This is a genomic window from Faecalicatena sp. (genome assembly GCF_058819085.1).
On record NZ_JBZUUL010000020.1, the window covers coordinates 1 to 24,034 of the forward strand.

The following is a 24,034-nucleotide window of genomic DNA, read 5'->3' on the forward strand; positions in this document are numbered from 1 at the left end:
ACGATATTTAGTTGTCAATTTTCGGGGGGAATCTCATTTATTGAGATTCCGAGAAGTTATTATATTCTTTCTATAACCGTACGGAAATACCTTCTTTTTGAAGGTATTCTTTCACTTCCCGGATCTCCAGTTCTTTATAGTGGAACAAAGAGGCCGCAAGTGCCGCATCCGCTTTTCCTGTTGTCAGGGCATCCTTGAAATGTTCCAGCTTCCCTGCTCCGCCGGATGCGATTACGGGAATTGAAACATGCTCTGCTATTGTGCGGGTCAGTTCCAGATCATAGCCTGCCTTCGTACCATCGCAGTCCATACTGGTGAGCAGGATCTCTCCCGCCCCAAGGCTTTCCACTTTTTTCGCCCATTCAACGGCATCGATGCCTGCGTCAATGCGGCCGCCGTTCTTATAGATATTCCATCCGCTGCCATCTTCCCGCTTTTTTGCATCGATCGCCACAACAACACACTGGCTTCCGAATTTTTCTGCGGCATCATGGATCAGCCGGGGTGTATTAATTGCAGAGGAGTTGATAGAAATCTTATCCGCCCCTTCTCGTAATAGAGCCCGGAAATCCTCGACCGTACGGATTCCGCCTCCCACCGTGAAAGGAATGAAGACACACTGTGCCACTCTGCGCACCATATCCACAACCGTCTCTCTTGCATCAGAGGATGCCGTGATATCCAAAAAGACCAGTTCATCCGCCCCTGCCTTATCATATGCCTTGGCAATCTCGACCGGATCCCCCGCGTCCCTAAGATCCACAAAATTCACGCCTTTTACGACCCTGCCCGCATTCACATCCAAACATGGGATAATTCTTTTTGTAAACATCTCATTCCCTCCTATGTAAGTTCCACAAAATTCTTCAATATCTTCAAGCCTGCTTCACTGCTCTTCTCCGGATGGAACTGGCAGGCAAATATATTCCCGGACTCCACGGATGCATGGATATGAGTACTGTATTCTGTAGATGCCTTTACAATGCTCTCATCTTTCGCTTTCAGATAATAGGAATGCACGAAATAAACATAAGACTGCTCCTGCACGCCCTCAAACAGCCTTCCTCCCTGTTCCAGGTGAAGTGAGTTCCAACCCATATGAGGGATTTTAAGCCCCTCCTTATCTGGAATCCTGAGGATCTCACCCTTCAAAAGCCCCAGGCCTTCTACACCCGGCGTCTCATCACTCCTCTCAAATAAAAGCTGCAGCCCCAGACAGATTCCCAAAAATGGAGTCCCCTTTGCTGCCACCTCATGAATGACACGGTCAAGCCCCGTCCTTCTTAAATTTGCCATCGCATCACCGAACGCACCGACTCCCGGAAGGATGACTTTGTCTGCACTTAAGATCACTTCTCTATCCCCGGTGATCACGACTTCCTGCCCCAGAGATAAAAGTGCTTTTTCCACACTCCTGATGTTACCTGCATCATAATCAATAATCGCTATCATCTGTTAACCCTCATTTCTCTCTTCCTCTGCCGGGCAGTTTTCTCCCGTCCCAGCGTCTAATTCAAACCAGAATTCAACTCCATTCTCAAAGTTTCGGACTCCGTATTCCTGTTGAAAGGACTCCATGATGGCCTTCACGATGGAAAGCCCGATCCCATTCCCTCCGTATTCCCGGGTATGAGCCTTATCTACCTTATAGAACTTGTCCCATAGTTTTGCAAGATCCTCTTCCGGGATTGGCTTCCCGCTGTTGAACACGGTAATCCTGACCCTGTCTTCCCTGGAAATGACCCTGATCTCGATCCGTTTTTCATTCTCCACGTGATGGATCGCATTGGTGATGTAATTGCGCAGAACCTGCTCAGTCTTAAATTCGTCAGCCCAGACACAGACGCTCTCGTCCGCGATGAAATCCACCGTAGCGCCCGCCTGCTGGATCAGGATCTCGCAGCTTGAGAGCACTCCGCGTATCAGACTTACAATATCAAACCTCTCGAATTCCGTGTCATCATCTCCGAATTCCAGCTGATTTAAAATCAGCAGGTTCTTCACCATCCGGTTCATCTTTCCCGCCTCATCCATAATGACATCGCAGTAGAATTCACGGCTTTCCGGGTCGTCACTGACTCCCTCTTTCAGTCCTTCTGCATAGCCTTGTATCAATGCGATCGGTGTCTTTAATTCGTGGGAGACATTTCCCAGGAATTCATTGCGCATATTCTCTATTTTTTCTTTCTGCTCGATATCCTTTTGAAGACGGTTATTCGCACTCTTTAGTTCAGAAACTGTCTTTTCCAGACGCCGGGACATAATATTAAAGTTTCTGCCCAGCACTCCTATTTCATTATCCCCGCCGCTTGTATACTTAGCGTCAAAATCCAGATCAGCCATCCTCTGTGACAGCACTGCCAGCTCTTTGATCGGATCCGTGATCTTTCTCGAGAAAAACCAGACCAGAAGCCCTCCCAGCAGGATCGCAATCCCGCCCATATACACTAAAAATTTATTCGCCAGGTCTGCACTTTCACGGATACTCTCAAGCGGGCTCCTGATCACGAAGATGCACCCATCGGACATCTTCCCCCACATCTCCAGATATTCCGTGCTATTCATAAAATCCTTTGTCTTATAGATCTTATAGGAATCTGTACTTTTCAACAGCTTTCCTTTATCCTGGTTTTTGTCAAAAATATATGCAAAAAGTTTCAGATAAAGCGGATTGCCTGCATCCGGCTCCGTTGAAAAAATGAAATTCCCGTCCGGCTGTATTACGATCGCAGACAAGTTGCCTTTTTCTGTCTGGCGCATCAGCTTACTGGTCACCGATTCCTCTTTGAGATCGCCGTTCTGAAGTGCGGTATCGATGGAACTGTACATATCCAGCAGGTCAGCCTGCTTATGCACAATATAGTATTCTTCCAAAAAACCAGTATTGGCCGCAAACATCAATACAAGAATGAAGATGATCAGACCGACAAAAACAATCACCATCTGCCGTCTTATGGAATATTTCATGCTTCCACCTCGAATTTATATCCCATCCCCCAGATCGTCTTGATATACTCGCCCTTGTCCCCAAGCTTGCTGCGCAGCTTCTTGACATGAGTATCAATGGTACGTGCATCCCCAAAATAGTCATAATTCCATACGTTATTCAGAATCTTCTCTCTCGAAAGTGCGATTCCCTGGTTCTCCACGAAATAAGAGAGAAGTTCAAATTCTTTATAACTGAGATCAATCGTCTTATCGTCGATCTTTACGATATGCGCTGCCTTATCGATCAGGATGCCTCCTGCATCCATCACATCCGATGCCTCCATCCCCTGAGTCCTGCGCAGGATTGCCTCGACTCTGGCCACCAGTATCTTCGGGCTGAACGGCTTGGAAATATACTCATCCACGCCCAGCTCAAATCCCTGCAGTTCATCCCTCTCCTCTGCACGCGCAGTAAGCATGATGATCGGCACCTTAGAGTGTTCTCTCACCTCCCGGCACACCTGCCAGCCATCCATCTTGGGCATCATCACATCCAGGATGATGAGGGCAATGTCCTTATCTGCATAAAAACTATCCATGGCCTCCATGCCGTCCCCGGCTTCCAGTACTGTGTATCCTTCTCTTGTAAGAAAATCCTTCACAAGCTTGCGCATCCTGCTCTCATCATCTACAATTAAAATTTTAGCTTTCTCCATTCCAATCGTCTCCTATCCGCATGATTACTCTGATCTATATGATTACTCTGATCTATTTTTTGTATCATATCAGGTAAATATGGCAAAACTGTGAAATTCCGCGGCTTTGAGCACTTTATTCCACACTTTTCAGGGATTCCACCATATTGATCCTCTTTAGCTTGAAGTACATAACTGCATTTACAAAGAAAGAAAATCCCATTGTGATCAAAAAACTGTAGATAAAGCTGCTGAGGTCGATATTTCTACCGAACATTACAGAATCGATCTCTACCGTCACAATGACAAACTGGTGCAGTATCCTGCCCAGAAGCATTCCAAACAAGGCCCCTATCACGGTCAGGATGATGTTTTCACGGTACACATATGCGGAAACTTCATTGTCATAAAATCCCAATACCTTCAGTGTAGCCAGTTCCCTCTGCCTCTCTGTAATGTTGATGTTGTTCAGATTGTAGAGTACAACAAACGCAAGCATTCCTGCAGAGATCACCAGTACAACCAGTACGATGTTCAGGCTTCCCAGCATATCATCTAACTGCTCCACAAGTGTATTGGTATAGCTGACGCTTAAGGCCCCCTTCGTTTCCAGGACAGACTCTCCAACCTTTTCCAGCTGGTTAGTTTCCCCGTCCTTCATCTTATAGTATACCGAATTATATTCCGGCGTCCTGCCATACAGCTCTTCATACAGGCCTGGTGTCATATAGAGATAATGGCCCATGTAATTCTCACAGATGCTCTCGATCCTGACCTTGATCTCTCCCTTTTCATCATCTTTGATCGTAATGGTATCACCGGCCTTTACATCCAGTGTTTTGGCCATCTTCTCTGTCAGGATCGCACCTTTATCGGTCAATTTATAGGTTTCTTTTGTTATGCGGTCCTTAAATACGATAAATTCGTAAATCCCTTTGACATCCTTCGGAACATCCAGAAACACATCCTTTTTCATCTTCCCGTTGCTGACCTCTACCTGCTGGAGAAGATTTACTGCGGTACTTTCCACCCGTTTATCGAAAGAAAGCCTGTCATAGGATTCCTGTTTCTGCTCTGCCGATGCATCCTCATCCAGAATGACATTCCCATCATAAAGCTGGATATCATTGTATTGGAACACCCCAATATCAAAGATCGAATCCTTTAGCCCGAAGCCGACAAGCAGAAGGGCCATGCATCCTCCGATTCCAAATACCGTCATGAAAAAACGTTTCTTATAGCGCACCAGATTTCTCACAGTTGCCTTCCAGATAAAGCTTAACCGGCGCCAGATAAACGGGATACGCTCCAGAAAAACCCTTTTTCCCTGCTTTGGTGCAGGCGGACGCATCAGCTCTGCTGCCTGCTCCCGCAGCTCCCGGAAACAGGAGAAAATCGTAGCAAGCAGTGTGCATGCCAGCGCCGCAAGTGAGGCTGTCAGTCCGTAAAATAGATTATACGGTATCCTCACCGTATGCATATGCTGATACATGATCCCATAGGCAGTCACGATAATGTAGGGCAGAATCTTCTCTCCGATCAGAACTCCCACCACACTTCCGCTGACAGTCGCAAGACAGGCATATCCTAAATACTTGCCTGCGATCGAATGTCTTTCATATCCAAGTGCCTTGAGGGTTCCGATCAGTGTCCTCTGCTCCTCCACCATGCGTGTCATCGTCGTCAGGCTAATCAGCGCTGCGACTAAGAAAAACAATACCGGAAAGACTTCCCCGATCGCTTTCATACGGTCTGCATTATCCCCATAACCTGTATATTCAGTCAGTGTGCTCCTGTCATCGATGTACCATTTTGCATGTTCTATCTTGCTGATGTCATACTCAGCATCCTTAATCTTCTTTTCTCCGTCAGCGATCTTTGTATCTGCCTCTTTCTTGGCATCTTCATATTCCTTTTGGGCATCATTGAGTTCCTGCTCTTTCGAAGAGATCTCACTCTGGGCATTGTCAAGATCATTCTGGCCCTGTTCTGCCTGAGCCCATCCGTCATTGATCTGCTGCTGTCCTGCATCCAGCTGTGCCCTGGCCTCCTCGATCTGGGCACGGGCCGCCTCGATCTGCTGTTCCCCTGCAGTGATCGCCTCCCCCAGAGCCTGCAAAGTACCAAGCGTCTGTGGATCAGTCATCCCGCTTGCAGATAAAGCACTGTACTGCTCTTTTGCCTGATTGATCTCTCCGATCTTTCCATTCAGTGTATCGATTTGGGCATTCAGCTCATCATACCCCTGGTCAACTTCCGCCTGCTTTTCATTCAGCTGATTCCTGGAGTCCTCTAACCTGGCATACCCGTCTGATATCTCAGCCTTGGCATCCTCAAGCTTTTTCCTTCCGTCATCCAGCTTTGCCTTCGCGTCGTCAAGTTTCTTTCCGGCCTCCTCTTTGGCATCTTCAAGTTCCTTCTTTGCATCATTCAGCTTACCGTTGGCCTCGTCCACGATCTCCTGATACCTGGCATTTTCCCGGTCCTTTCGGATCTTCTCCACTTCCCCGATCACATCTTCGACCCGGTCATCATATTCCTTGGTAAATGCCGTCAGCTTCTTTGCACCGTCTACAGACGCATACAGCTCTGTATACACATCCATATCAAAGCTGCTCTTAGGGACACTGATAAATCCACTGACCGTACCGGTTCCTATCGTACTGCTGCCCCTGTGGAAAGAGATGTAGCACGGGCTGCTGGCCGTTCCTACGATGGTATAGGTATCGGTCTTCAAGGTATCCCTGATATCCTCATCTGTTCCTGATGTGAATGTGATCTTGTCCCCGATCTTGTATTCACTGGAAACCATGAAATCCACATCCACAAGACACTCCTTTGAATTCTCCGGAAGCCGCCCCTCCTCCACTGTCACCTCATTCATGGAGGGAAGCAGTGACATGATATGTACGACCTTTTTACTGTCATAAACCGAGCATAAGGCATCCACAGAATATCCTGGCTCCACCTTCCTGATGCCGTCCACCTTTTCGACTGCCTTCACATCATCTTTTGTCAGTCCCAATGTACTGACTACCTTGATGTCCATCAGATTCTTTTCATCAAAATATGCATCCCCTGAAAGCCGCATATCCGGTTCCGCAGAACGGATTCCCGAAAAGAATGCGACTCCGATCGCAACGATGAAAAAAATAGAAAGAAAACGCCCCAGACTGCGGCGTATTTCCATATAAAAATCTTTTCTCAGCGCCTTTTTACTCATATCCCTGCCCTACCATTCTATTTCGTCAATTGAAACCGGATGTTCATTGACTTCCATATTGGATACCTTTCCGTTCTTGATCCTGATCAATCTGTCTGCCATAGGTGCAAGAGCTGAGTTATGAGTGATGATGATAACTGTCATGCCGCGTTCCCGGCACATGTCCTGGAGCAGCTTAAGAATCGACTTTCCTGTATTATAATCCAAAGCCCCGGTCGGCTCATCACAGAGCAGAAGCTTTGGATTCTTGGCGAGCGCACGGGCAATGGAAACTCTCTGCTGCTCCCCGCCGGAGAGCTGTGCCGGGAAATTATCCAGACGGTCACCAAGCCCTACTTCCTCCAATACCTCCCTGGCATCCAGCGGATCCTTACAGATCTGCAGTGCAAGCTCTACGTTCTCCAGCGCCGTCAGATTCGGGACCAGATTGTAAAACTGAAATACAAAACCGATATCATTCCTCCGGTAGCCCGTCAGCTGCCGTGCATTAAAACCAGTGATGTCCGCGCCATCGACAGTAATCCTGCCGCCTGTCGCAGTATCCATCCCCCCCAGAATATTCAATACTGTGGTCTTCCCCGCGCCGCTGGGGCCCACTATGACCACCAATTCCCCCTTCTTGATTGCAAAGTTGATCCCGTCAACGGCCCGGATCTCAACTTCTCCCATTTTATAAATCTTTGTGATCTCTTCTAGCTTCACAAAATCTTCCATACTGCATCTCCTCGTCCGTCTTAAAATTCTGTCCCATATTTATGTTCTGTCCGTAAACTCCCGGTTCGCTTTCACAGCCTTCCTAAATAAAAGTAATCCTGCCAGGAACATAACAGACAATGCGCTGACTCCGATATTCACGTTTCCAGTGAGCTGGCTCAATACAGACACAAATGCTGTACCGAATATGGATGCCCCTTTCCCGCAGATATCGTAGATTCCAAAGTATTCGCCTGACTTTTCCGCTGGGATGATCTTTGCAAAATAGGAACGTGATAATGCCTGGATCGTCCCCTGGAACATTCCTACAAGCACTGCCAGTATCCAGAAATCAAGCTGGGTATCCAGCCCGTATGCATAGAGCGCGATCCCTAAGTATGCCGCGATACAGACCGTGATGATCGTAGTTGAAGATATTTTCTTCGCCAGCCTGCTGAAAATAAGAACGCATGGGAATGCCACAATCTGTGTCAATAACAGCGCCAGCAGAAGCCCTGTACTGTCCAGTCCCAAAGCCTGCCCATAAGCCGTAGCCATGTCAATGACTGTATATACTCCATCTATATAGAAGAAAAAGGCAAGAAGGAAAATCAAAATATGCTTCTCCTTCGCAATATCACGGAACGTATGCCCAAGACGTACAAAGCTGCTCTTTACCACATTTCCCGTTGTCTCAACAAAATACTTCTGTTTGTAAGAGGTAAGCAGCGGAACTGCCGATAAAAGCCACCAGATTCCCGTGATCAAAAATGCGATCACCATAGAAGCCTGCATTCCCAATCCCAGCTTTCCTCCTCCAAGCACCACGGCGAGACTTGCTATAAAAGGAATACAGCTTCCGATATATCCCCATGCAAATCCCTGGGATGAAACGGTATCCATCCTCTTTGGTTCTGTCACATCCGTCAGCATAGCATCATAGAAGATAAGGCTGGAGGAATACCCGGTCTTAGCCAGGATAAAAATTCCCAAAAACCAGATCCAGGAGGATAAAAATCCCAACACGACGCAGCCGATGACACCTATACCCAGGAAAATAGAAAAGATGACCTTCTTATAGTTTCTTGTATCCGCAACGGCCCCCAGGATCGGCCCCAAGATCGCAACCAGCAGGGTACAGACCGAGGTTGCATACCCCCAGTATGCCAGATAGTTCACGGAAGATATCCCCGCCTGGTCCGCCAGATGATTAAAGTAAATCGGAAATATCGTGGCAACCAACATTGTGAACGCAGAATTTCCCACGTCATACAAAACCCATTTCTTCTCCAAAGCTGTTAATTTAAATTTCATAAGATTCCCCCTCTGATCACTCTATCCTGAAAATTTGTCAATAACCTCCGGCGGGCACTGTGCACCGCCTCAGGAAATGGCACTAAAAAAATTCTACAACGGCAGCTTCTCCCAGTTTTCTCCTGCCCCAAATGTCTCATGGAACCGCATCGGAAGTTCTGCTTTCTGAAACAGCGCTTTCTGATACTGAATGATCAGGCTTGCTGCCAGAGGCACTGCCCCCGCATAAAGCTTTTTCAATAACAGACAGTACTTCTCACATTCCGGATTTGGTTCCTCACTCATCACCATTCCATGCTTAGAGTCATAACACCCTGCAGCCTTCATTGCCATAAAAAGCACCTTCCTTCTGGCTTTCGTCGGCGCCATCATAAGCTTATGATACAGGATCATGGAGCTTAAGGATCTCTTCATTGTCTCCGGCGTTATGTCCTCAAAAAAGGGCGCGATGATCTTTGCATTCTCCATGTCAGCATGAATATGCTTCGTCCCCAGATAAGTCAGGGGATTGATATGATCCTCTGTCAAAAGGTACCGGTCAAATTCCATCTCGATCTCTGAATGGCTGATCCCGCTCACCTGTATCATCTTCTCAATGTACTTATGGCACTCACTGTCCAGCGCAAAGTGACAGATAAATCCATACATATATGCTCTGGCCGCCGCCGGATTCTCTGATTTCTCGATCACTTCTGCCGCATTTCTGAAAAACTCATCCGCCATCTTATCGTGGAGCGCATACCCCTGCGCATTCACCGGATTGGATGAAAGTGCTTTATAATAAAACAGAATATCCGGACCATGCAGTCCTATATCAAACAAGGCCCTGTTATTCTCGACGGATGTCTCGAGCGGTCTGGGCAGAGTACTGATCACATCTTTTCCGAATCTGTAATGTGCATATGTAGTTGGCATTGTTCATAACCTCTTTTCCTCTTATTTTTTATGTTCCCCCTCTTATGAAATATATTATCACAGAAATCACGTAAAGAAACCAGTCTATAATATAAAAATTTAAGTAAATTTTGAAATAAATGTAAACTTTTCTGATTGCCTTGACTTTACACTCTCTTTTATATAGAATAGATATGCAGTAACAATCAAGGGCTTGTACTGGTTTCGACAGGGATCTTGAAGATGGAGAAGCTATCCGCAGGCTGATGCGTCAAATCGCAAAATTAAAATTAAACGCTAACGATAATTTCGAATTAGCTGCAGCCTAAATGCTGCATGTCAGCCTTAGGGTACCCGTACCTTAAGGATCTGGCACCGACTATACGGGAAACGATACTGGCAAAGCTTTGAGCCAGTAGGCGTATCATGAAGCTACTGAAACCGTAAGGGTGTTAGTTCCCGTACGGCTTGAGGGAATGAAAAAGAACTAACTATGATAGTAGAAGTACATGGGATAGGTTTTTGGACGCGGGTTCGATTCCCGCCAGGTCCACTACTAAAAAAATGGGGAAATGCCTGTAGATTAGGTATTTCCCCATTTGTATATTGTACAGAATTTTAGGCACGCTTGAGTCCAGATCACACCGGCACCCGGTTTCCTTCTTCTAATCCTCCACCTCTGTGTGATCCAGACCTTTATGAAGTATATCCAGCACGGTCCTTAGATCCCCTGCCTCCATCTGTCCCGGCGCAGAAGCTTTTCCAGCTGCCCCGAAGGTCAGCGCAGATCCAAACACCTCTCCACACAGGCGGCTGATCATTCCGTCAGAGGCCATGGACATAGTGATGATCGGCCGGTCTGCATATTCAGAGGACATTTCCTCTGTTGCCGCAAGTAGTGTCAGAACATCCTTTTTACACCGGGGCATCACAGCGATCTTCGGGATATCCGCGCCAAGCTGCTGCATCCTTATAAGCCGGGAAACAATTTCCTCCCGGCTGGGTGTTTTCTGGAAATCATGGCTGGACATGACTACCCCCACTGCATGTTCATGGGCCCTTTCGACTATTTTTCTGACAGCCTCATCCCCGGTAAACAGCTCCACATCCACAAGGTCTATGCAGCCCGTTTCTATTGCTGCCTGATTCAGGTTCACATAGTCTTCTGCCTGAGCCGCCTTCTCCCCACCCTCGTTTAAGGTACGGAAGGTAAACAAAAGCGGGATCTCCTCCAGTATTTTACGGAGCTGCAGTAAGGTCTCCCGGATCTTCTCCCCATTCCAGACCTCTTCAAACCAATCCACACGCCATTCCACTACATCCGCGTCCAGCTTTTTGATCTCCCGGGCTGCTTTTAGTACCTCTTCCTGTGTGATCCCTACAATGGGAATACAGATCTTCGGGACTCCTGAACCAATTTCTATATTTCTTACTTTAACTGTATTCATAAAAAAAACTCCTTTTATCCACAATTTCATTCCTGCTTCACGATCTTATCCACATCTTCCATCACTTTTATCCCCTTTGACAAAAGAATGATCCCCGCATTATATCAGGTGTGTACTCTCCAGCTTTTCCGTAAACGCGTCATTCAGCCTGATGACCGGTGTCCGAAGTACTAATCCCAGGAACAAGGAAGCCGCCAGGAAAATTCCAAGCACACCAAGCTCTTTCCAGTAAGTCAGGCCATACATGCCGCCGATACACTCCCGCATGGCTGCCATGCTGTGGGTAAATGGCAAAAGTGGATACACCCTTCTGAAAAATTCCGGTGCCACCTCAATCGGGAAGGTACCGCCTGAACCGGCTACCTGCATGACCAGAAGCACGACACAGACTGCCTTGCCTATATCCCCAAATGAAACGGTCAGAGTATAAATGATATTCACATAGACGATACTGGTCACCCATCCTGCCAGAAGGAATAAAAACGGGTGGATACACTGAATCTCCAGATAGTATAGGTCTCCTAAGCAGATCAGTCCACTCTGCATCAGTCCGATGATCAAAAACAGAAGATACCGGCCAAGATACTGCTGATGGTTTTTCACCTTCTTCATCCCCTCAAGAGAGGCCGGGGAAACATTCACCTTCAACATGGCAACCAATACAATGCCGCCCACCCAGATCGCCAGTACCGAATAAAAAGGAGCCATGGATGAGCCATAGTTTTTAACCGGATATAATTTTTCCGCTGCCAGATATACCGGGGAGGCCAAAAAAGCGGTCATACTTTCTTTGTCTCCTCCAATGATATTTTCCAGGGTCTTAAAATCTCCGTCTGCCTGCACCTTTTTCAGCTGTTCTATGGTCGTGGAAAGCCTTGCTGCCGCTTTGTCAAGCAGTGTGCCGGATGTCTTTAGAGTTTCGGTGACCTGGGACAGATCAGACGATGCCGAGCCAGATAACTGGTAAACTCCATCGGCGCTTTGATCCAGCTGTCCTAAAAGCCCTGAGATACTGCTTCTCGTATCACTTAGAGAACCAGACAGCTCCTTTAGACTGCTTTTCACATTCTGCTCATACTCCTCCTTTACCGCCGCAATACTCTGAGCATTCTTATCCAAAAGCTGGTCTAAGTCCTCCATGGAAACAGAAGCACCGCCCTCCTGGTTCCTGACCGATGCGGCCGCCTTTTCTAAACGTTCCTTGAGTGTGGTCTGGACCGCAATGGATTCGTTCAGCTTACCGGTGATCCTTCCGGTAACCGGAGCAATGTCCGGGTGCTCTTCACCGATCTGGGACAGGATAGGAGACAGCGTATCACTTAATGTCTGATAAGCATCTGCCATTGCTCCCGCTTTCTCTGCAAGGCCATCCAGCGTATCTGCCGCCCCTTGTGTATCTGCTGAAAGCGAAGACAGTGTATCCCGGATCGTTTGGGCAATCTGCTCGTAGTAACTGCCACTCTCTGACAGGGCCTCATTGATACCGTCTGTTGCCCCCGCAATAGCCCCCTGCATATCAGAAAATGTGGTCTTGGTCTTTTCCAGTGCCTCCATGCTGTCATCGGAATGTTCCTCTGACTGTTTTAGAAATGCAGAGGTCGTATCCAGCATCTTCTGCGTAGATTCTGTGAGAGACGCAAACGCCTGGATCGTACCGGATGCCGCATTTAATTCCGAGTAGTTCTTTTCCAGATTTGTAATCAGGGTCGCAGCAATGGAGGAAGCCCCCTTTACGTCTGCTGTAGCAGCGACTGCCTGCATCGCGGAAAGTGCAGTATCGGAAATCGTTTCGATAAAGACCTCCTTTACCTGCGTCTGGATGGCACTTGCCCCTTTATCCGTCACCTTGGGCGCAATCGCATTTTCCTTTGCGTTAGAATAATAAGTAATCTTTGGATTTGTTACATTTTTTGAAAAGAGGCTCATCATATTTTTGCTAAAATCCGCCGGGATGACGATCGCAGCATAATACTTTCCCGACTTCACCCCGTCCAGTGCCTTCTTTTGATTTGTAAAGGTCCAGTCCAGCTGATCGTTCTCCCTTAATGCAGACAGAACGTTATCTCCAAGATTCAAGGTGACCGGGACCAGCTCCCCTTCATATCCTTTGTCAACACTGGCCACCGCAACCTTTAAATTTTTCGTGTTCCCATATGGATCCCAGCTTGCCGCAATATTAAACCATGCATAAAGAGCAGGGACTACCGTGATACCAAGAATGACGATCCAGGCAATGACATTTTTGCGGATCCTGAGCACATCTCTTTTGAAGATATTCCATATATTTTTCATTCGTCCTCCCTCCCTTTCATGGCATTTAATAGCTCTTCCTGTGTCAACTCCCCGACCTCAATCTGCCGTCTGAGCCGTTCATGAATATATTCCAGGCAGATCAGATATACGGCGATCACGATCAGAGAGACGATCCACAGCACCAGAAATACAATTTTGGACTCGATGCTGAACATCAATACCAGGAAGATCAAAGGCAGGATCAGCATGGCCGCAAATCCGGTCCTGATCTGTTTCTGATATCCTGCCTCAAAAGCGGCGGCCTTCGAAACCAGCTCTTCTCTCAAGGTCTTATCTCCCATCAAAGCTTTCACGACCAGTGTAAGCTGAGTTCTTTCCCGTTTCTGCGCCTGCGTCTCCCCCAGCATCAGATCCGTCTCGGCAAGCTTCTTGTCAAACAGATAATTCAGATTCAGCAGCAGCACGCGCAGTCCCAGTCCGATGAGGAGTGCGATGGGAAGGTAAATGGCAAGGCTTAAAAGATTTTTCCAATACTCATACCCGTACATCCCTGCGATCGCCTCCCGCATAGCATTGATCCCATATGTAAAGGGCAGCAGCGGATGAAGCCTCTGGAAAAAGGCCGGTGTCATCTCGATCGGATATGTTCCGGCTGATCCCGGGATCTGCAGGATCACGAGCACCACGCACAAGGCTTTTCCAATATGCTTAAAGGTGATCGCAAGTGCATAGATCAGATTCACATAGATCAAGGAACAGAACATCCCCGCCAAAACAAAGGCGGCAGGATGAATACATTGTACCTTTAAAAGCCACAGATCCCCGAGACAGACGATCAGCCCCTGGATCAGTCCCAGCACCATAAAGAGCATCCAGCGTCCAAAATACGCACTTGCAGCGGAAAATCCACGCACCTTCTCATCCCGGTCCACCTCCAGCTTTAGGATAGAGATCAGGACGATCCCTCCCACCCAGAGTGCCAGATTCGTATAAAACGGTGTCATAGAAGAGCCATAATTTTTTACACTATATAGTGTCTCACTCTCGATCGTGACCGGAGATGCCATGAAATCTGCGATCGAATCTGCATCCAGCCCCTCCAGAGAGACAAATTTCTGATAGGCCTCACTACTCTGCAGGGCCGAAAGGTCTGTCGTAATCTGGGTCAGACGTCCGCTAAGCGCGGACACTGCCTCCCCTGTACTGCCCAGTATGCTAACGCTGTCATCCAGACTTTCCTCCAGCTGGTCCAGTATATCCTTCATCTGTTCCGCAGATGCCGATACCCCGGATAACGTCGCTGACAAACTGCCGCTTAAGGAGGAAAAGGTATCCAGTGACTGATTCAGCTGTGTAAGCAGGGTCTGATCAAATGTATTCTGGTATCCCCTGATCGATTCACGGCTCTGGGATATCAATGTTTCCAGTTGTTTTTTTGCATCCTCTGCCACAGATAACGCATTTTCCACACTCGCATTTCCATCCTGTAAGGAAGACAGGAAATCCTGATACTGCCCGTTTTGCGCCTCCAGCTCTGCGACAGCCTGATCTACATCGGCAGTGATCCCTTCCAGGGTACCGTCTGGAAGCCTGCTTTGGATATCCGCACTGAATTCCTTAAGCTCTTCCAGGATCCTGCTGTTTATGTCCACAAGGCTCTCCACAGAATCAATCCCGTTCCCAATCACACCATCGATCGTCTCTGCCTGTGTCTTCAGACTCTCAAGCTTATCAGATGCAGAACCATAAATACTGTTCAGCCTGTTTTCCCCATCTGAGAGATTCTGTGAAAACACAGAGGAAAACGCCCCGATCGAGCCCCTTGTGTTCTCCAGGAGAGAGTTTGTATCATCAAACGCTTCTGAACCTGAGACGGCCGCAGATCTCACACTTTCCAATGTCCGAAGGGAGTCCTGGATCAGTGCCGGGCTGTTCCCTGCTGTATCCCGGAAACTTTTCAACACCTTCTGGTATTGGTCCAGATTCTCCTGAACCTCCATAAGCATCGACATCACATCGGAATTCATGCTGCTCATCCTGCCCGAGACCTTTGTCACAGATGACTGGATCAGCTTGGATATGGTTTCTGCTGCCACAGATGAAAAGGTATCGTTGATCTCCTGCTGTACAGTTCCTGCACCGGTATCTGTAATCTTCGGGGCGATCGCATTCTTCTTTTCATTAATATAATAGGAAAGCTCGGCCTTCCTCGGCCGGCCCGAAATGATACTTATCAGAGAACTGCTGAAATCCTCCGGTATCACGATCGCCGCATAGTACTCGCCTGAGCGTACGCCTTCCACTGCCCTGTTCTCATCCACAAAGGTCCATCCAAGCTGGTCATTTTCTTTTAGATTCTTTACAATACTCTCTCCTGCGTTTAGGGAAAGCAGATCGTTTTGAGAGCCCTCATCATTATTGGCAACAGCGACCCTGATCCCCTGAGTATTACTGTAAGGATCCATGTTCGCCGCGATATTGAACCATGCATACAAAGAAGGCAGGACACAAACGCCTGCCATCACGATCAGCGCGACTTTATTACGGAAAAGCCGCTGTATATCTCTCTTAAAAATCCGGAACGATTTCTTCATGTATAAAACCTCCTGTTTTTGGACAAGGCACTGCTGCTTTACAACAATACATTAACTAGAGTATACCAAAAATAACACAGGAAATCTATCATCAAAAATGACGAATGGTCAGAAATTTTATCCTATTTTTTGTGCAGGCAGCTGACATCATCTTTTTATGCCAGGCCGTCTGCACAAGAAACCTGTTCCTTAAGCAGGATCATCCCAGATTACGCACCTTGAACTCTCTCTGGGCTTCCCGCTTCTGATCCTTCTTTGCAATATCATCCCGCTTATCGTACAGCTTTTTCCCCTTTGCCAGCCCGATCTCCACCTTTACCAGGCTGCCGCTGAAATAAACACGCAGCGGGACCAGCGTGTTCCCCTTCTCCTTCATCTTACCAAACAGCTTGTTGATCTCATTCTTATGGAGAAGCAGCTTCCTCACGCGCAGCGGGTCTTTATTGAAGATATTCCCCTTTTCATAGGGGCTGATATGCATCCCGTAGATGAACATCTCTCCGTTTTCAACCCTTATGAAGGCTTCCTTGATACTGCACTGCCCCATCCGAAGTGACTTCACCTCTGTCCCATGCAGAACGATGCCCGTCTCGTATTTCTCCAGTATAAAATAATCATGGTATGCTTTTTTGTTGTTGGCAATCAGCTTGCCCTCTGTCTTAGCCATCGCATTTCCCTCGCTCAAACATCTTTGTTTTACATAAATGATTCCTGCTCTTCTTCCTCTTCGCAGAATTCAAAGTCTATAGTCCTTGAAAGCCTGTCTACATCCAGTACACGGACCCTGACTTTTTGTCCCAGTTTGTAGACCTTCCTTGTGTGCTCTCCCACAAGCTCATACTGATCCTCCCGGTAATCATAGTGGTCATCCGTCATATTCATGACATGCACAAGTCCCTCTATCGTATTTTCCAGCTCCACATATGCGCCCCACTTGGTCAGACCTGAGATGACACCTTCGAAGGTTTCCCCGATCCGTGCCTGCATATATTCCACCTTTTTCAGCTTGATGGTCTCGCGCTCGGCCTCCTCTGCGCGTCTCTCGGTCTCGCTGGCCTGCATCGCAACCTGAGGAAGAATCTTCTCATAATGATCGATCCTCTCCTCATTCATCCTTCCCCTGAGATTCTCTTTGATGATCCGGTGGATCTGCAGGTCAGGATAACGGCGGATCGGTGACGTAAAATGAGTGTAATACTTCGCAGCCAGCCCGAAATGCCCTGTATTTTCCGGTGTATACCTGGCCTGCTTCATGGAACGCAGCGCCAGCCGGCTGATCAGAGCCTCCTGGGGAGTGCCTTCCACCCTGCCGAGCAGCTTTTGTACCTCTTTGGGCTTCACTTCACTGTTTCCCACATGGATATGATAGCCAAAGTTATTGATAAATGTACTCAGCTTCTTGATCTTTTCCTCATCCGGCTGTTCATGGGTACGATACAAAAACGGCAGCTCTCTCCAAAAATATTCCTCCGCCACTGTCTCGTTTGCCATCAGCATGAAATCCTCAATGATCTTTGTCGCCGTATTCCTGTCATAAGGCTTAATGTCCACAGGCTTCCCGTTTTCATCCAAAACCATCTTTGTCTCCGGAAAATCAAAATCTATAGAGCCCCGTTTTCTCCGTTTTTCTCTTAAAATAGAAGAAAGCTCTTCCATCAGAAGAAACATCGGGACCAGCTCCCTGTACTTCCCGCTCTCAGGCTTTAAGCCCTCACATTCCGTGTCTTTTGCTGTTTCTTCCAAGGCTTCTTTTGAGGAAGACTCTTGATCTTCTTCCAAGTCCTGCCCGGCATGCTGCTCCTTTAGGATCTTGGCAACACTGGTATAGCTCATACGCTCATCCACTTTGATCACCGTCTCCGCGATCACATGATCGACCACTTCTCCCTTGGGGCTGATTGTCATAATACAGCTCAATGCCAAACGGTCCTCCCCTGCGTTCAGAGAACAGATCCCATTGGACAGCTTATGAGGCAGCATGGGGATCACACGGTCTGCCAGGTACACACTTGTTCCTCGCTTTAATGCTTCACGGTCCAACGCACTCTTCTCCTGTACATAGTTCGTCACATCGGCGATGTGCACTCCCAGCTTATAATTACCGTCCTCCTTTGTCAGGGACACGGCATCATCCAGATCCTTTGCATCTTCCCCGTCGATCGTCACCATCTGCCAGTCACGCAGATCCATTCTGCCTTCCATGTCGGCCTTCGTAACATCCTTTCCGACGCGCTCGGCCTGGTTCATCACACGTTCCGGGAACTCAACAGGAAGATCATATCCTTTTACAATGGACATGATATCCGTTCCCGGATCGTTCACGTGTCCGATGATCTCCACTACCTTCCCTTCTGGCTTTAGATCCTGTCCGCCATAGGATAATAGCTCAACGACCACCTTATGCCCGTTCATAGCTCCTCTTTCTTTTCCCTCGGGGATATAGATATCCTGCAGAAACCTCTGGTTATCCGGCCGGACAAATCCGAAGCTTTTACACTTCTCATACAGTCCGACTACTTTTGTCGTCCCATGGGAAAGGATACGCACGATCTTACCTTCCCTGCGTTTTCCTTCGGGTGCTTTCGTGATAACAAATTCCACCTGATCTCCCTGGAATGCACCATTGATATTCTCCTCGGAGATAAAGATATCCTCTTCTTCTCCTTCCTGGATAACGAATCCGAATCCTCTTGCATTGGCCTGAAAAACGCCCGTCAGACGCTTTGCCTGTCCCTTTGCATACTTGCCTTTCTTAGAAGCATAGATCTTCCCCTCTGCCTCCAGAGCATCCAGAACCTCTTTCAGCTCTCCTCGCTGTTCCCTCGGGATCTGGAGTACAATCGCGATCTCCTTGATCTTCATGGGGACATAGAAATCATCACATATAAAATCATAAATGACCTTTTTTCTCTTTTCAAATGTCTGGTCCATATACTCACCTTCTTTCTTATACTGATATCCTAACCGGAATCAAAATATTAAATACTCTCTTTGGATGATCTTCCTTTTTTATTTTATAAAGAAAAAACACTCTATATCCGTATAGAGTGTTCGTCATCTTATCTTCTTAGTTAAATACACCCAAGTTCAAAACCAGTGCCAAAACTATAAATAAAATAGCAAGGAACTTCGTTGACTTCACAAGGGCACCTTCCATGGAACGTCCTTTGTTCTGTCCCCAGTATGAATCAGCTGCGCCGCTGATCGTTCCAAGTCCTGCTGACTTCCCTTCCTGGAGAAGGATAATTGCTGACAGTGCAATACAATCTATAACAAATATAATCGTTAATACAATCTTCAAAATATCCATTAATCTACACCTCCTGCGGATAAACCACGATTATCTTACCACAGATAGGCAGGATTTGCAATAACTTTTCCAAGTTTTTCATGAAGCCAGCCGATTCTGTTTCTACAAAAAACCGCTCACCTTTCACTGGGCAAGCGGTCCTGATTTCAAGGAAGATCATCTCCCCAGTTCTTCCTCAATCCGGAGAAGCTGGTTATATTTCGCCACCCGTTCCGTCCGGCAGGGTGCCCCGGTCTTGATCTGGCCTGTATTAAATGCCACTGCGATGTCTGCAATGGTGGTATCCTCTGTTTCTCCTGAACGATGGGAGATGATCGCATTGTAGCCTGCCTTCTGTGCCATATCGATGGCCTCTATCGCCTCTGTAAGAGTTCCGATCTGATTCACCTTTACCAGGATCGCATTGGCTACATTCTGGTCGATCCCCTTTTTCAGGCGTTCCACATTCGTGACAAACAAATCATCCCCCACCAGCTGGATCTCATTGCCCAGCCTGGTCGTCAACAACTCCCAGCCATCCCAGTCTTCCTCATCCAAAGGGTCTTCTATGGAATAGATCGGGAATTCCAGTGACAGATCCTCATAATATTCAATCAATTCCTCGGCGGAACGTACGATCTTCTGTCCCTGCATCCTGCTTTCCCCCGGGAATTCATATTTCTTATAATCCTTGTTATAGAGCTCGGAAGCCGCAATATCCAGAGCGATCGCGATATCCTCCCCCATCTTATAGCCGGCACGCTCCACCGCGTCTCTGATGAATTTTAAGGCTTCCCTGGCATCCGGCAGATCTGGTGCAAAGCCGCCCTCATCTCCCACTGCCGTATTCAGTCCATTTTCTTTCAGCAGTTTTTTTAATGCCTGGTAGATTTCGGCGCACATGCGCAGTCCCTCTTTAAAACAGCATGCGCCTACAGGCATGATCATAAATTCCTGGATATCCAGTGTATTATCTGCATGGGCTCCTCCGTTTAAAATATTCATCATGGGAGTAGGCAGCTTATGCGCATTGATCCCTCCCAGATAACGGTACAGCGGAACCTTAAGTGCACCTGCGGCTGCTTTAGCCGCTGCTATGGACACCCCCAGCAGGGCGTTGGCACCAAGGTTTTTCTTATTCCTGCTTCCGTCAGTCTTGATCAGCACATTGTCCAGGCCGGCCTGGTCAAATACATTCATTCCGATCACGGCCCTTGCAATCTGGTCATTCACATGCTCCACCGCCCGTTCCACGCCTTTCCCACCATAACGTTCCTCATTGTCGCGCAGCTCCACGGCTTCATATTTTCCTGTGGATGCCCCTGACGGCACTGCAAACCGGCCTACGGTCTCCTCGCCGGCCAGTACCTCCACTTCTATCGTAGGATTCCCTCTGGAATCAATGATTTCTCTTGCGTATACATCCCGAATCGGTAAATACTGATACATAGATTTACTACCTCCTTTTGGGATTTTAGTATTTCCAATTATCTTATCTTAATGCGTTGACTTTTGATATTCCCGGCGTTACAATTCGATATGTTACAGAGACTGTCAATTTCAAAATTATGTATGATTGGGGAATACACAAATGAAAGGAAAAATGAAACATTTTCTCTTGTTAACAGGCAGCACGCTTATCATGGCTGTGGGGACCTATTTTTTTAAGTTTACAAACAACTTTACCTTCGGAGGTATTACAGGCCTCGCTGTATTGATTGCAAAATCAGGGTTCATGTCAGCCAGCGACTTTACTTTTGTCATGAATATGATCCTGCTGGTCATCGGCTTTATCGTACTGGGGAAAAAATTTGCCGCCAAGACCGCATACTGCAGTATCCTGCTTTCTGTGGCGCTCTCCGTCATGGAACGGATCTGGCCCATGACACATCCGCTCACAGACCAGCCCATGCTGGAGCTGTGCTTTGCGATCGCACTGCCTTCACTCGGCTCCGCGGTCCTGTTCAATATCGGTTCCTCAAGTGGTGGTACGGATATCATTGCCATGATCTTAAAAAAATATTCCAGCTTTGACATCGGACGTGCCCTGCTTGTTACGGATGTGCTGATTACCATCGCCGGATGCTTTATGTTCGACATCGAAACCGGACTTTACTCCTTCCTCGGCCTGGCGATTCGCTCCTTTATGATCGATACCTTTATCGAAAGCTTTAACCTTTCCAAATATTTCAACGTGGTATGTGACGAGCCGGAAGCGATCTGTGATTTTATCGTAAATACCCTGCACCGGAGTGCAACCGTATGCCTGGCCCAGGGAGCATTTTCAGGGAAAGACAAGTATATCGTTTTTACAGCGCTAAACCGCCCTCAGGCGATTAAGCTGCGTAACTTTATTAAAGAGAATCAGCCGGAAGCATTTATCCTGATCTCGAATACGAGTGAGATCATCGGAAAAGGTTTCCATAGTATATAACAGATAAGGAGCATTTAAATGAAACATCTTGTAATCGCAGAAAAACCATCCGTGGCAAGGGACATTGCCCGTGTCCTTGGCTGTACGAAAAAGACCAATACTTATATAGAAGGAACAGATTATATCGTTACCTGGGCACTGGGACATCTTGTCACACTTGCAGACCCGGAACAATACGGCGGGCAGTATAAAACCTGGAATATGGATACACTTCCCATGCTGCCAAAGGACTGGAAGCTGGTCGTGATCAAGCAGACCACAAGACAGTACAATGCCATCAAGGAACTGATCTACAGAAAGGATGTCTCCGACATTATTATCGCCACCGATGCCGGACGTGAAGGCGAGCTGGTAGCACGCTGGATCCTTGACAAGGCCGGGAACAAGAAGCCCATCCTAAGGCTTTGGATCTCTTCTGTCACAGATAAGGCCATCCGGGAAGGCTTTGCGGATCTAAAACCGGGTAAGGCATATTACAATCTTTACAGAGCCGCCGTCGCCCGTGCCCAGTCAGACTGGGTCGTAGGAATCAACGCGACCCGCGCACTCACCTGCAAGTATAATGCCCAGTTGTCCTGCGGCCGGGTGCAGACTCCAACCCTGGCTATGATCGCAGCCCGTGAGGAAGAGATTCGAAGCTTCCGGCCGAAACCATTTTACGGCATGAAAGCTGCGGCAGGGGGGATCACCTTCACCTGGACAGACGGAAAAGCCGGTTCAAACCGCACATTCGACCATGAAAGGATTCAGAAGCTTTATAAGCAGTTAAGTGGACCGCTTGAGATTACGGAAGTGAACAAGAAGTTAAAGAAATCCTTCTCCCCTGCACTTTATGATCTGACCACACTGCAGAGGGAGGCCAACCAGCGTTTTGGCTTTTCTGCTAAGGAAACCTTAAATATCATGCAGCGGCTGTACGAAAATCATAAAGTACTGACCTATCCCCGCACAGATTCCCGCTATCTGACCTCAGACATGACAGGAACCTTAAAGGAACGCCTGAAAGCCTGTGCGGTGGGACCTTACAGCAGGCTCGCAGGGAAGCTTTCCATGCAGACGATAAAAGCCAGTAAAGCCTTTGTAGATAATGCAAAGGTTTCCGACCACCATGCGATCATTCCCACAGAACAATTTGTACAGCTCTCCCATATGAGCAATGAGGAACGAAAGATCTATGATATGGTGGTGCGCCGTTTTCTCGCGGTTTTGTCACCTGCATGTGAATATGAGGAGACCTTTATTAAGGGACAAATCGGCTCCGAACTCTTTACCGCAAAAGGGAATATCATAAAGCACTCTGGCTGGCGGGAGATATATGAAGCCGGCTATGAGGATCTCGATGAGGAGGATGCAGATGATTCCCTGATCAAACAGACACTGCCAGAGGTAGAAAAGGGCCAGAAGCTTGATGTCTTAAGCCTTAATATTACCGAAGGAAAGACCAAGCCGCCCGCATATTTTACAGAAGGTACTCTGATCGCCGCCATGGAGAATCCCGTAAAATACATGCAGACCAAAGACAAGACACGCATCCGCACCCTCGGTGAGACAGGCGGTCTGGGAACCGTTGCAACGCGGGCCGATATCATCGAAAAATTGTTCAACAGCTTTCTGATGGAAAAGAAGGGGAATGAGATCCATATCACTTCAAAAGGGAAGCAGCTCCTCGGGCTTGTCCCGCAAGACCTGAAAAGCCCGGAACTGACTGCCGATTGGGAACTCCGCCTTCAGGCTATCGCAAAAGGGAAGGAATCTGATCAGGATTTCATGACTGAGATCGAAGCTTACACCAAATCACTCATTCAGGAGATCAAAACTGCAGACGGACGCTTCCGGCACGACAACTTAACCCGTACCAAATGCCCGGAATGCGGTAAATATATGCTGGAGGTAAACGGAAAGCATGGAAAAATGCTTGTCTGCCAGGACCGCGAATGCGGGTACCGGGAAACTATCTCCCGCCGCACCAATGCACGATGCCCTGTCTGTCATAAGAAAATGGAATTAGTAGGAAAAGGAGACGGTCAGCGCTTTATCTGCTCCTGCGGTCATAAAGAAAAGCTCAGTTCTTTCCAGGAGAGACGCAGTAAGGAAGGCAGGGGCGCAAGTAAAAAGGATGTCAACAGCTACCTTAAAAAGCAGGCCAAAGAAGTAAAAGAGCCGATCAATAATGCATTCGCAGATGCGTTCTCCAAGCTGGATCTCAAGATCTAAGGTTTTGGGGCAGTGCCTTTCTTCTATATTATAGACAAAATTAAATGCGAAAAAG

General features: G+C 47.6%; 17 protein-coding genes and 1 other RNA gene. 3 read left to right on the plus strand and 15 right to left on the minus strand.

Annotation, left to right across the window (positions count from 1 at the left end; genetic code table 11):
- Window positions 1–70 precede the first annotated feature (70 nt).
- The 8 genes from hisF to AC4OGX_RS10035 all read right to left on the minus strand — a co-directional run bounded on the left by hisF (window position 71) and on the right by AC4OGX_RS10035 (window position 9,768).
- Window positions 71–832 (minus strand): imidazole glycerol phosphate synthase subunit HisF, encoded by a 762-nt coding sequence (hisF, locus tag AC4OGX_RS10000; protein ID WP_493330218.1) that lies wholly within the window; start codon window positions 830–832, stop codon window positions 71–73.
- Window positions 833–843: 11 nt separating this feature from the next.
- Window positions 844–1,452: an imidazole glycerol phosphate synthase subunit HisH gene (gene hisH, locus AC4OGX_RS10005; RefSeq protein WP_493330219.1), complete on the minus strand. Its 609-nt coding sequence runs from the start codon at window positions 1,450–1,452 to the stop codon at window positions 844–846.
- Window positions 1,453–1,455: 3 nt separating this feature from the next.
- Window positions 1,456–2,967: a sensor histidine kinase gene (locus AC4OGX_RS10010; RefSeq protein ID WP_493330220.1), complete on the minus strand. Its 1,512-nt coding sequence runs from the start codon at window positions 2,965–2,967 to the stop codon at window positions 1,456–1,458.
- Window positions 2,964–3,644 carry a response regulator transcription factor gene (locus tag AC4OGX_RS10015; protein ID WP_493330222.1) on the minus strand — a complete coding sequence of 227 codons (681 nt, stop codon included), beginning with the start codon at window positions 3,642–3,644 and terminating at the stop codon, window positions 2,964–2,966. The genes AC4OGX_RS10010 and AC4OGX_RS10015 overlap by 4 nt, the downstream gene beginning before the upstream one ends.
- A gap of 115 nt (window positions 3,645–3,759) precedes the next feature.
- Window positions 3,760–6,846, minus strand: coding sequence for an FtsX-like permease family protein (locus AC4OGX_RS10020; protein WP_493330224.1), 3,087 nt, complete (start codon window positions 6,844–6,846; stop codon window positions 3,760–3,762).
- 9 nt (window positions 6,847–6,855) lie between these two features.
- Window positions 6,856–7,560: an ABC transporter ATP-binding protein gene (locus AC4OGX_RS10025; protein ID WP_493330225.1), complete on the minus strand. Its 705-nt coding sequence runs from the start codon at window positions 7,558–7,560 to the stop codon at window positions 6,856–6,858.
- Between the two features lie 39 nt (window positions 7,561–7,599).
- A complete protein-coding gene (locus AC4OGX_RS10030) occupies window positions 7,600–8,853 on the minus strand; it encodes an MFS transporter (RefSeq protein ID WP_493330226.1) in 1,254 nt (417 codons plus the stop codon).
- A gap of 93 nt (window positions 8,854–8,946) precedes the next feature.
- Entirely contained in the window at window positions 8,947–9,768 is an 822-nt protein-coding gene (locus AC4OGX_RS10035; protein WP_493330227.1) for a zinc dependent phospholipase C family protein, read from the minus strand.
- Between the two features lie 189 nt (window positions 9,769–9,957).
- On the opposite strand from AC4OGX_RS10035, the gene ssrA reads away from it, so the two are divergent.
- Window positions 9,958–10,303: a transfer-messenger RNA gene (gene ssrA, locus AC4OGX_RS10040) on the plus strand.
- A gap of 109 nt (window positions 10,304–10,412) precedes the next feature.
- Here ssrA and aroD read toward each other — a convergent pair.
- From aroD to eno, 7 genes are all read right to left on the minus strand, one after another.
- A complete protein-coding gene (aroD, locus tag AC4OGX_RS10045) occupies window positions 10,413–11,195 on the minus strand; it encodes a type I 3-dehydroquinate dehydratase (RefSeq protein ID WP_493330228.1) in 783 nt (260 codons plus the stop codon).
- 99 nt (window positions 11,196–11,294) lie between these two features.
- Window positions 11,295–13,487 carry a YhgE/Pip domain-containing protein gene (locus tag AC4OGX_RS10050; protein WP_493330229.1) on the minus strand — a complete coding sequence of 731 codons (2,193 nt, stop codon included), beginning with the start codon at window positions 13,485–13,487 and terminating at the stop codon, window positions 11,295–11,297.
- Window positions 13,484–16,042, minus strand: coding sequence for a YhgE/Pip family protein (locus AC4OGX_RS10055; protein WP_493330231.1), 2,559 nt, complete (start codon window positions 16,040–16,042; stop codon window positions 13,484–13,486). Before AC4OGX_RS10055 ends, AC4OGX_RS10050 begins: the two co-directional genes overlap by 4 nt.
- Window positions 16,043–16,241: 199 nt before the next feature.
- A complete protein-coding gene (smpB, locus tag AC4OGX_RS10060; protein WP_493330380.1) occupies window positions 16,242–16,709 on the minus strand; it encodes an SsrA-binding protein SmpB in 468 nt (155 codons plus the stop codon).
- Between the two features lie 29 nt (window positions 16,710–16,738).
- The gene (locus AC4OGX_RS10065) at window positions 16,739–18,973 is read right to left on the minus strand and encodes a ribonuclease R family protein (RefSeq protein WP_493330233.1); all 2,235 of its coding nucleotides are present in this window, start codon (window positions 18,971–18,973) and stop codon (window positions 16,739–16,741) included.
- 136 nt (window positions 18,974–19,109) lie between these two features.
- A complete protein-coding gene (secG, locus tag AC4OGX_RS10070) occupies window positions 19,110–19,352 on the minus strand; it encodes a preprotein translocase subunit SecG (protein WP_493330234.1) in 243 nt (80 codons plus the stop codon).
- A gap of 156 nt (window positions 19,353–19,508) precedes the next feature.
- Window positions 19,509–20,780 (minus strand): phosphopyruvate hydratase, encoded by a 1,272-nt coding sequence (gene eno, locus AC4OGX_RS10075; protein WP_493330235.1) that lies wholly within the window; start codon window positions 20,778–20,780, stop codon window positions 19,509–19,511.
- Window positions 20,781–20,922: 142 nt separating this feature from the next.
- Between eno and AC4OGX_RS10080 the strand changes: the two genes are divergently transcribed.
- Window positions 20,923–21,765 carry a YitT family protein gene (locus AC4OGX_RS10080; RefSeq protein WP_493330236.1) on the plus strand — a complete coding sequence of 281 codons (843 nt, stop codon included), beginning with the start codon at window positions 20,923–20,925 and terminating at the stop codon, window positions 21,763–21,765.
- Window positions 21,766–21,783: 18 nt separating this feature from the next.
- Complete coding sequence (locus AC4OGX_RS10085; RefSeq protein ID WP_493330237.1) at window positions 21,784–23,979, plus strand: DNA topoisomerase III; 2,196 nt, start codon at window positions 21,784–21,786, stop codon at window positions 23,977–23,979.
- The last annotated feature ends 55 nt before the right edge of the window (window positions 23,980–24,034 follow it).

Coding starts and splice junctions, on each gene's coding strand:
- AC4OGX_RS10035 (WP_493330227.1), bottom strand. CDS start 9,768: ATGCCAACTACATATGCACATTACAGATTCGGAAAAGATGTGATCAGT.
- secG (WP_493330234.1), bottom strand. CDS start 19,352: ATGGATATTTTGAAGATTGTATTAACGATTATATTTGTTATAGATTGT.
- AC4OGX_RS10085 (WP_493330237.1), top strand. CDS start 21,784: ATGAAACATCTTGTAATCGCAGAAAAACCATCCGTGGCAAGGGACATT.
- hisF (WP_493330218.1), bottom strand. CDS start 832: ATGTTTACAAAAAGAATTATCCCATGTTTGGATGTGAATGCGGGCAGG.
- hisH (WP_493330219.1), bottom strand. CDS start 1,452: ATGATAGCGATTATTGATTATGATGCAGGTAACATCAGGAGTGTGGAA.
- AC4OGX_RS10050 (WP_493330229.1), bottom strand. CDS start 13,487: ATGAAAAATATATGGAATATCTTCAAAAGAGATGTGCTCAGGATCCGC.
- eno (WP_493330235.1), bottom strand. CDS start 20,780: ATGTATCAGTATTTACCGATTCGGGATGTATACGCAAGAGAAATCATT.
- aroD (WP_493330228.1), bottom strand. CDS start 11,195: ATGAATACAGTTAAAGTAAGAAATATAGAAATTGGTTCAGGAGTCCCG.
- AC4OGX_RS10025 (WP_493330225.1), bottom strand. CDS start 7,560: ATGGAAGATTTTGTGAAGCTAGAAGAGATCACAAAGATTTATAAAATG.
- smpB (WP_493330380.1), bottom strand. CDS start 16,709: ATGGCTAAGACAGAGGGCAAGCTGATTGCCAACAACAAAAAAGCATAC.
- AC4OGX_RS10010 (WP_493330220.1), bottom strand. CDS start 2,967: ATGAAATATTCCATAAGACGGCAGATGGTGATTGTTTTTGTCGGTCTG.
- AC4OGX_RS10055 (WP_493330231.1), bottom strand. CDS start 16,042: ATGAAGAAATCGTTCCGGATTTTTAAGAGAGATATACAGCGGCTTTTC.
- AC4OGX_RS10080 (WP_493330236.1), top strand. CDS start 20,923: ATGAAAGGAAAAATGAAACATTTTCTCTTGTTAACAGGCAGCACGCTT.
- AC4OGX_RS10030 (WP_493330226.1), bottom strand. CDS start 8,853: ATGAAATTTAAATTAACAGCTTTGGAGAAGAAATGGGTTTTGTATGAC.
- AC4OGX_RS10015 (WP_493330222.1), bottom strand. CDS start 3,644: ATGGAGAAAGCTAAAATTTTAATTGTAGATGATGAGAGCAGGATGCGC.
- AC4OGX_RS10020 (WP_493330224.1), bottom strand. CDS start 6,846: ATGAGTAAAAAGGCGCTGAGAAAAGATTTTTATATGGAAATACGCCGC.
- AC4OGX_RS10065 (WP_493330233.1), bottom strand. CDS start 18,973: ATGGACCAGACATTTGAAAAGAGAAAAAAGGTCATTTATGATTTTATA.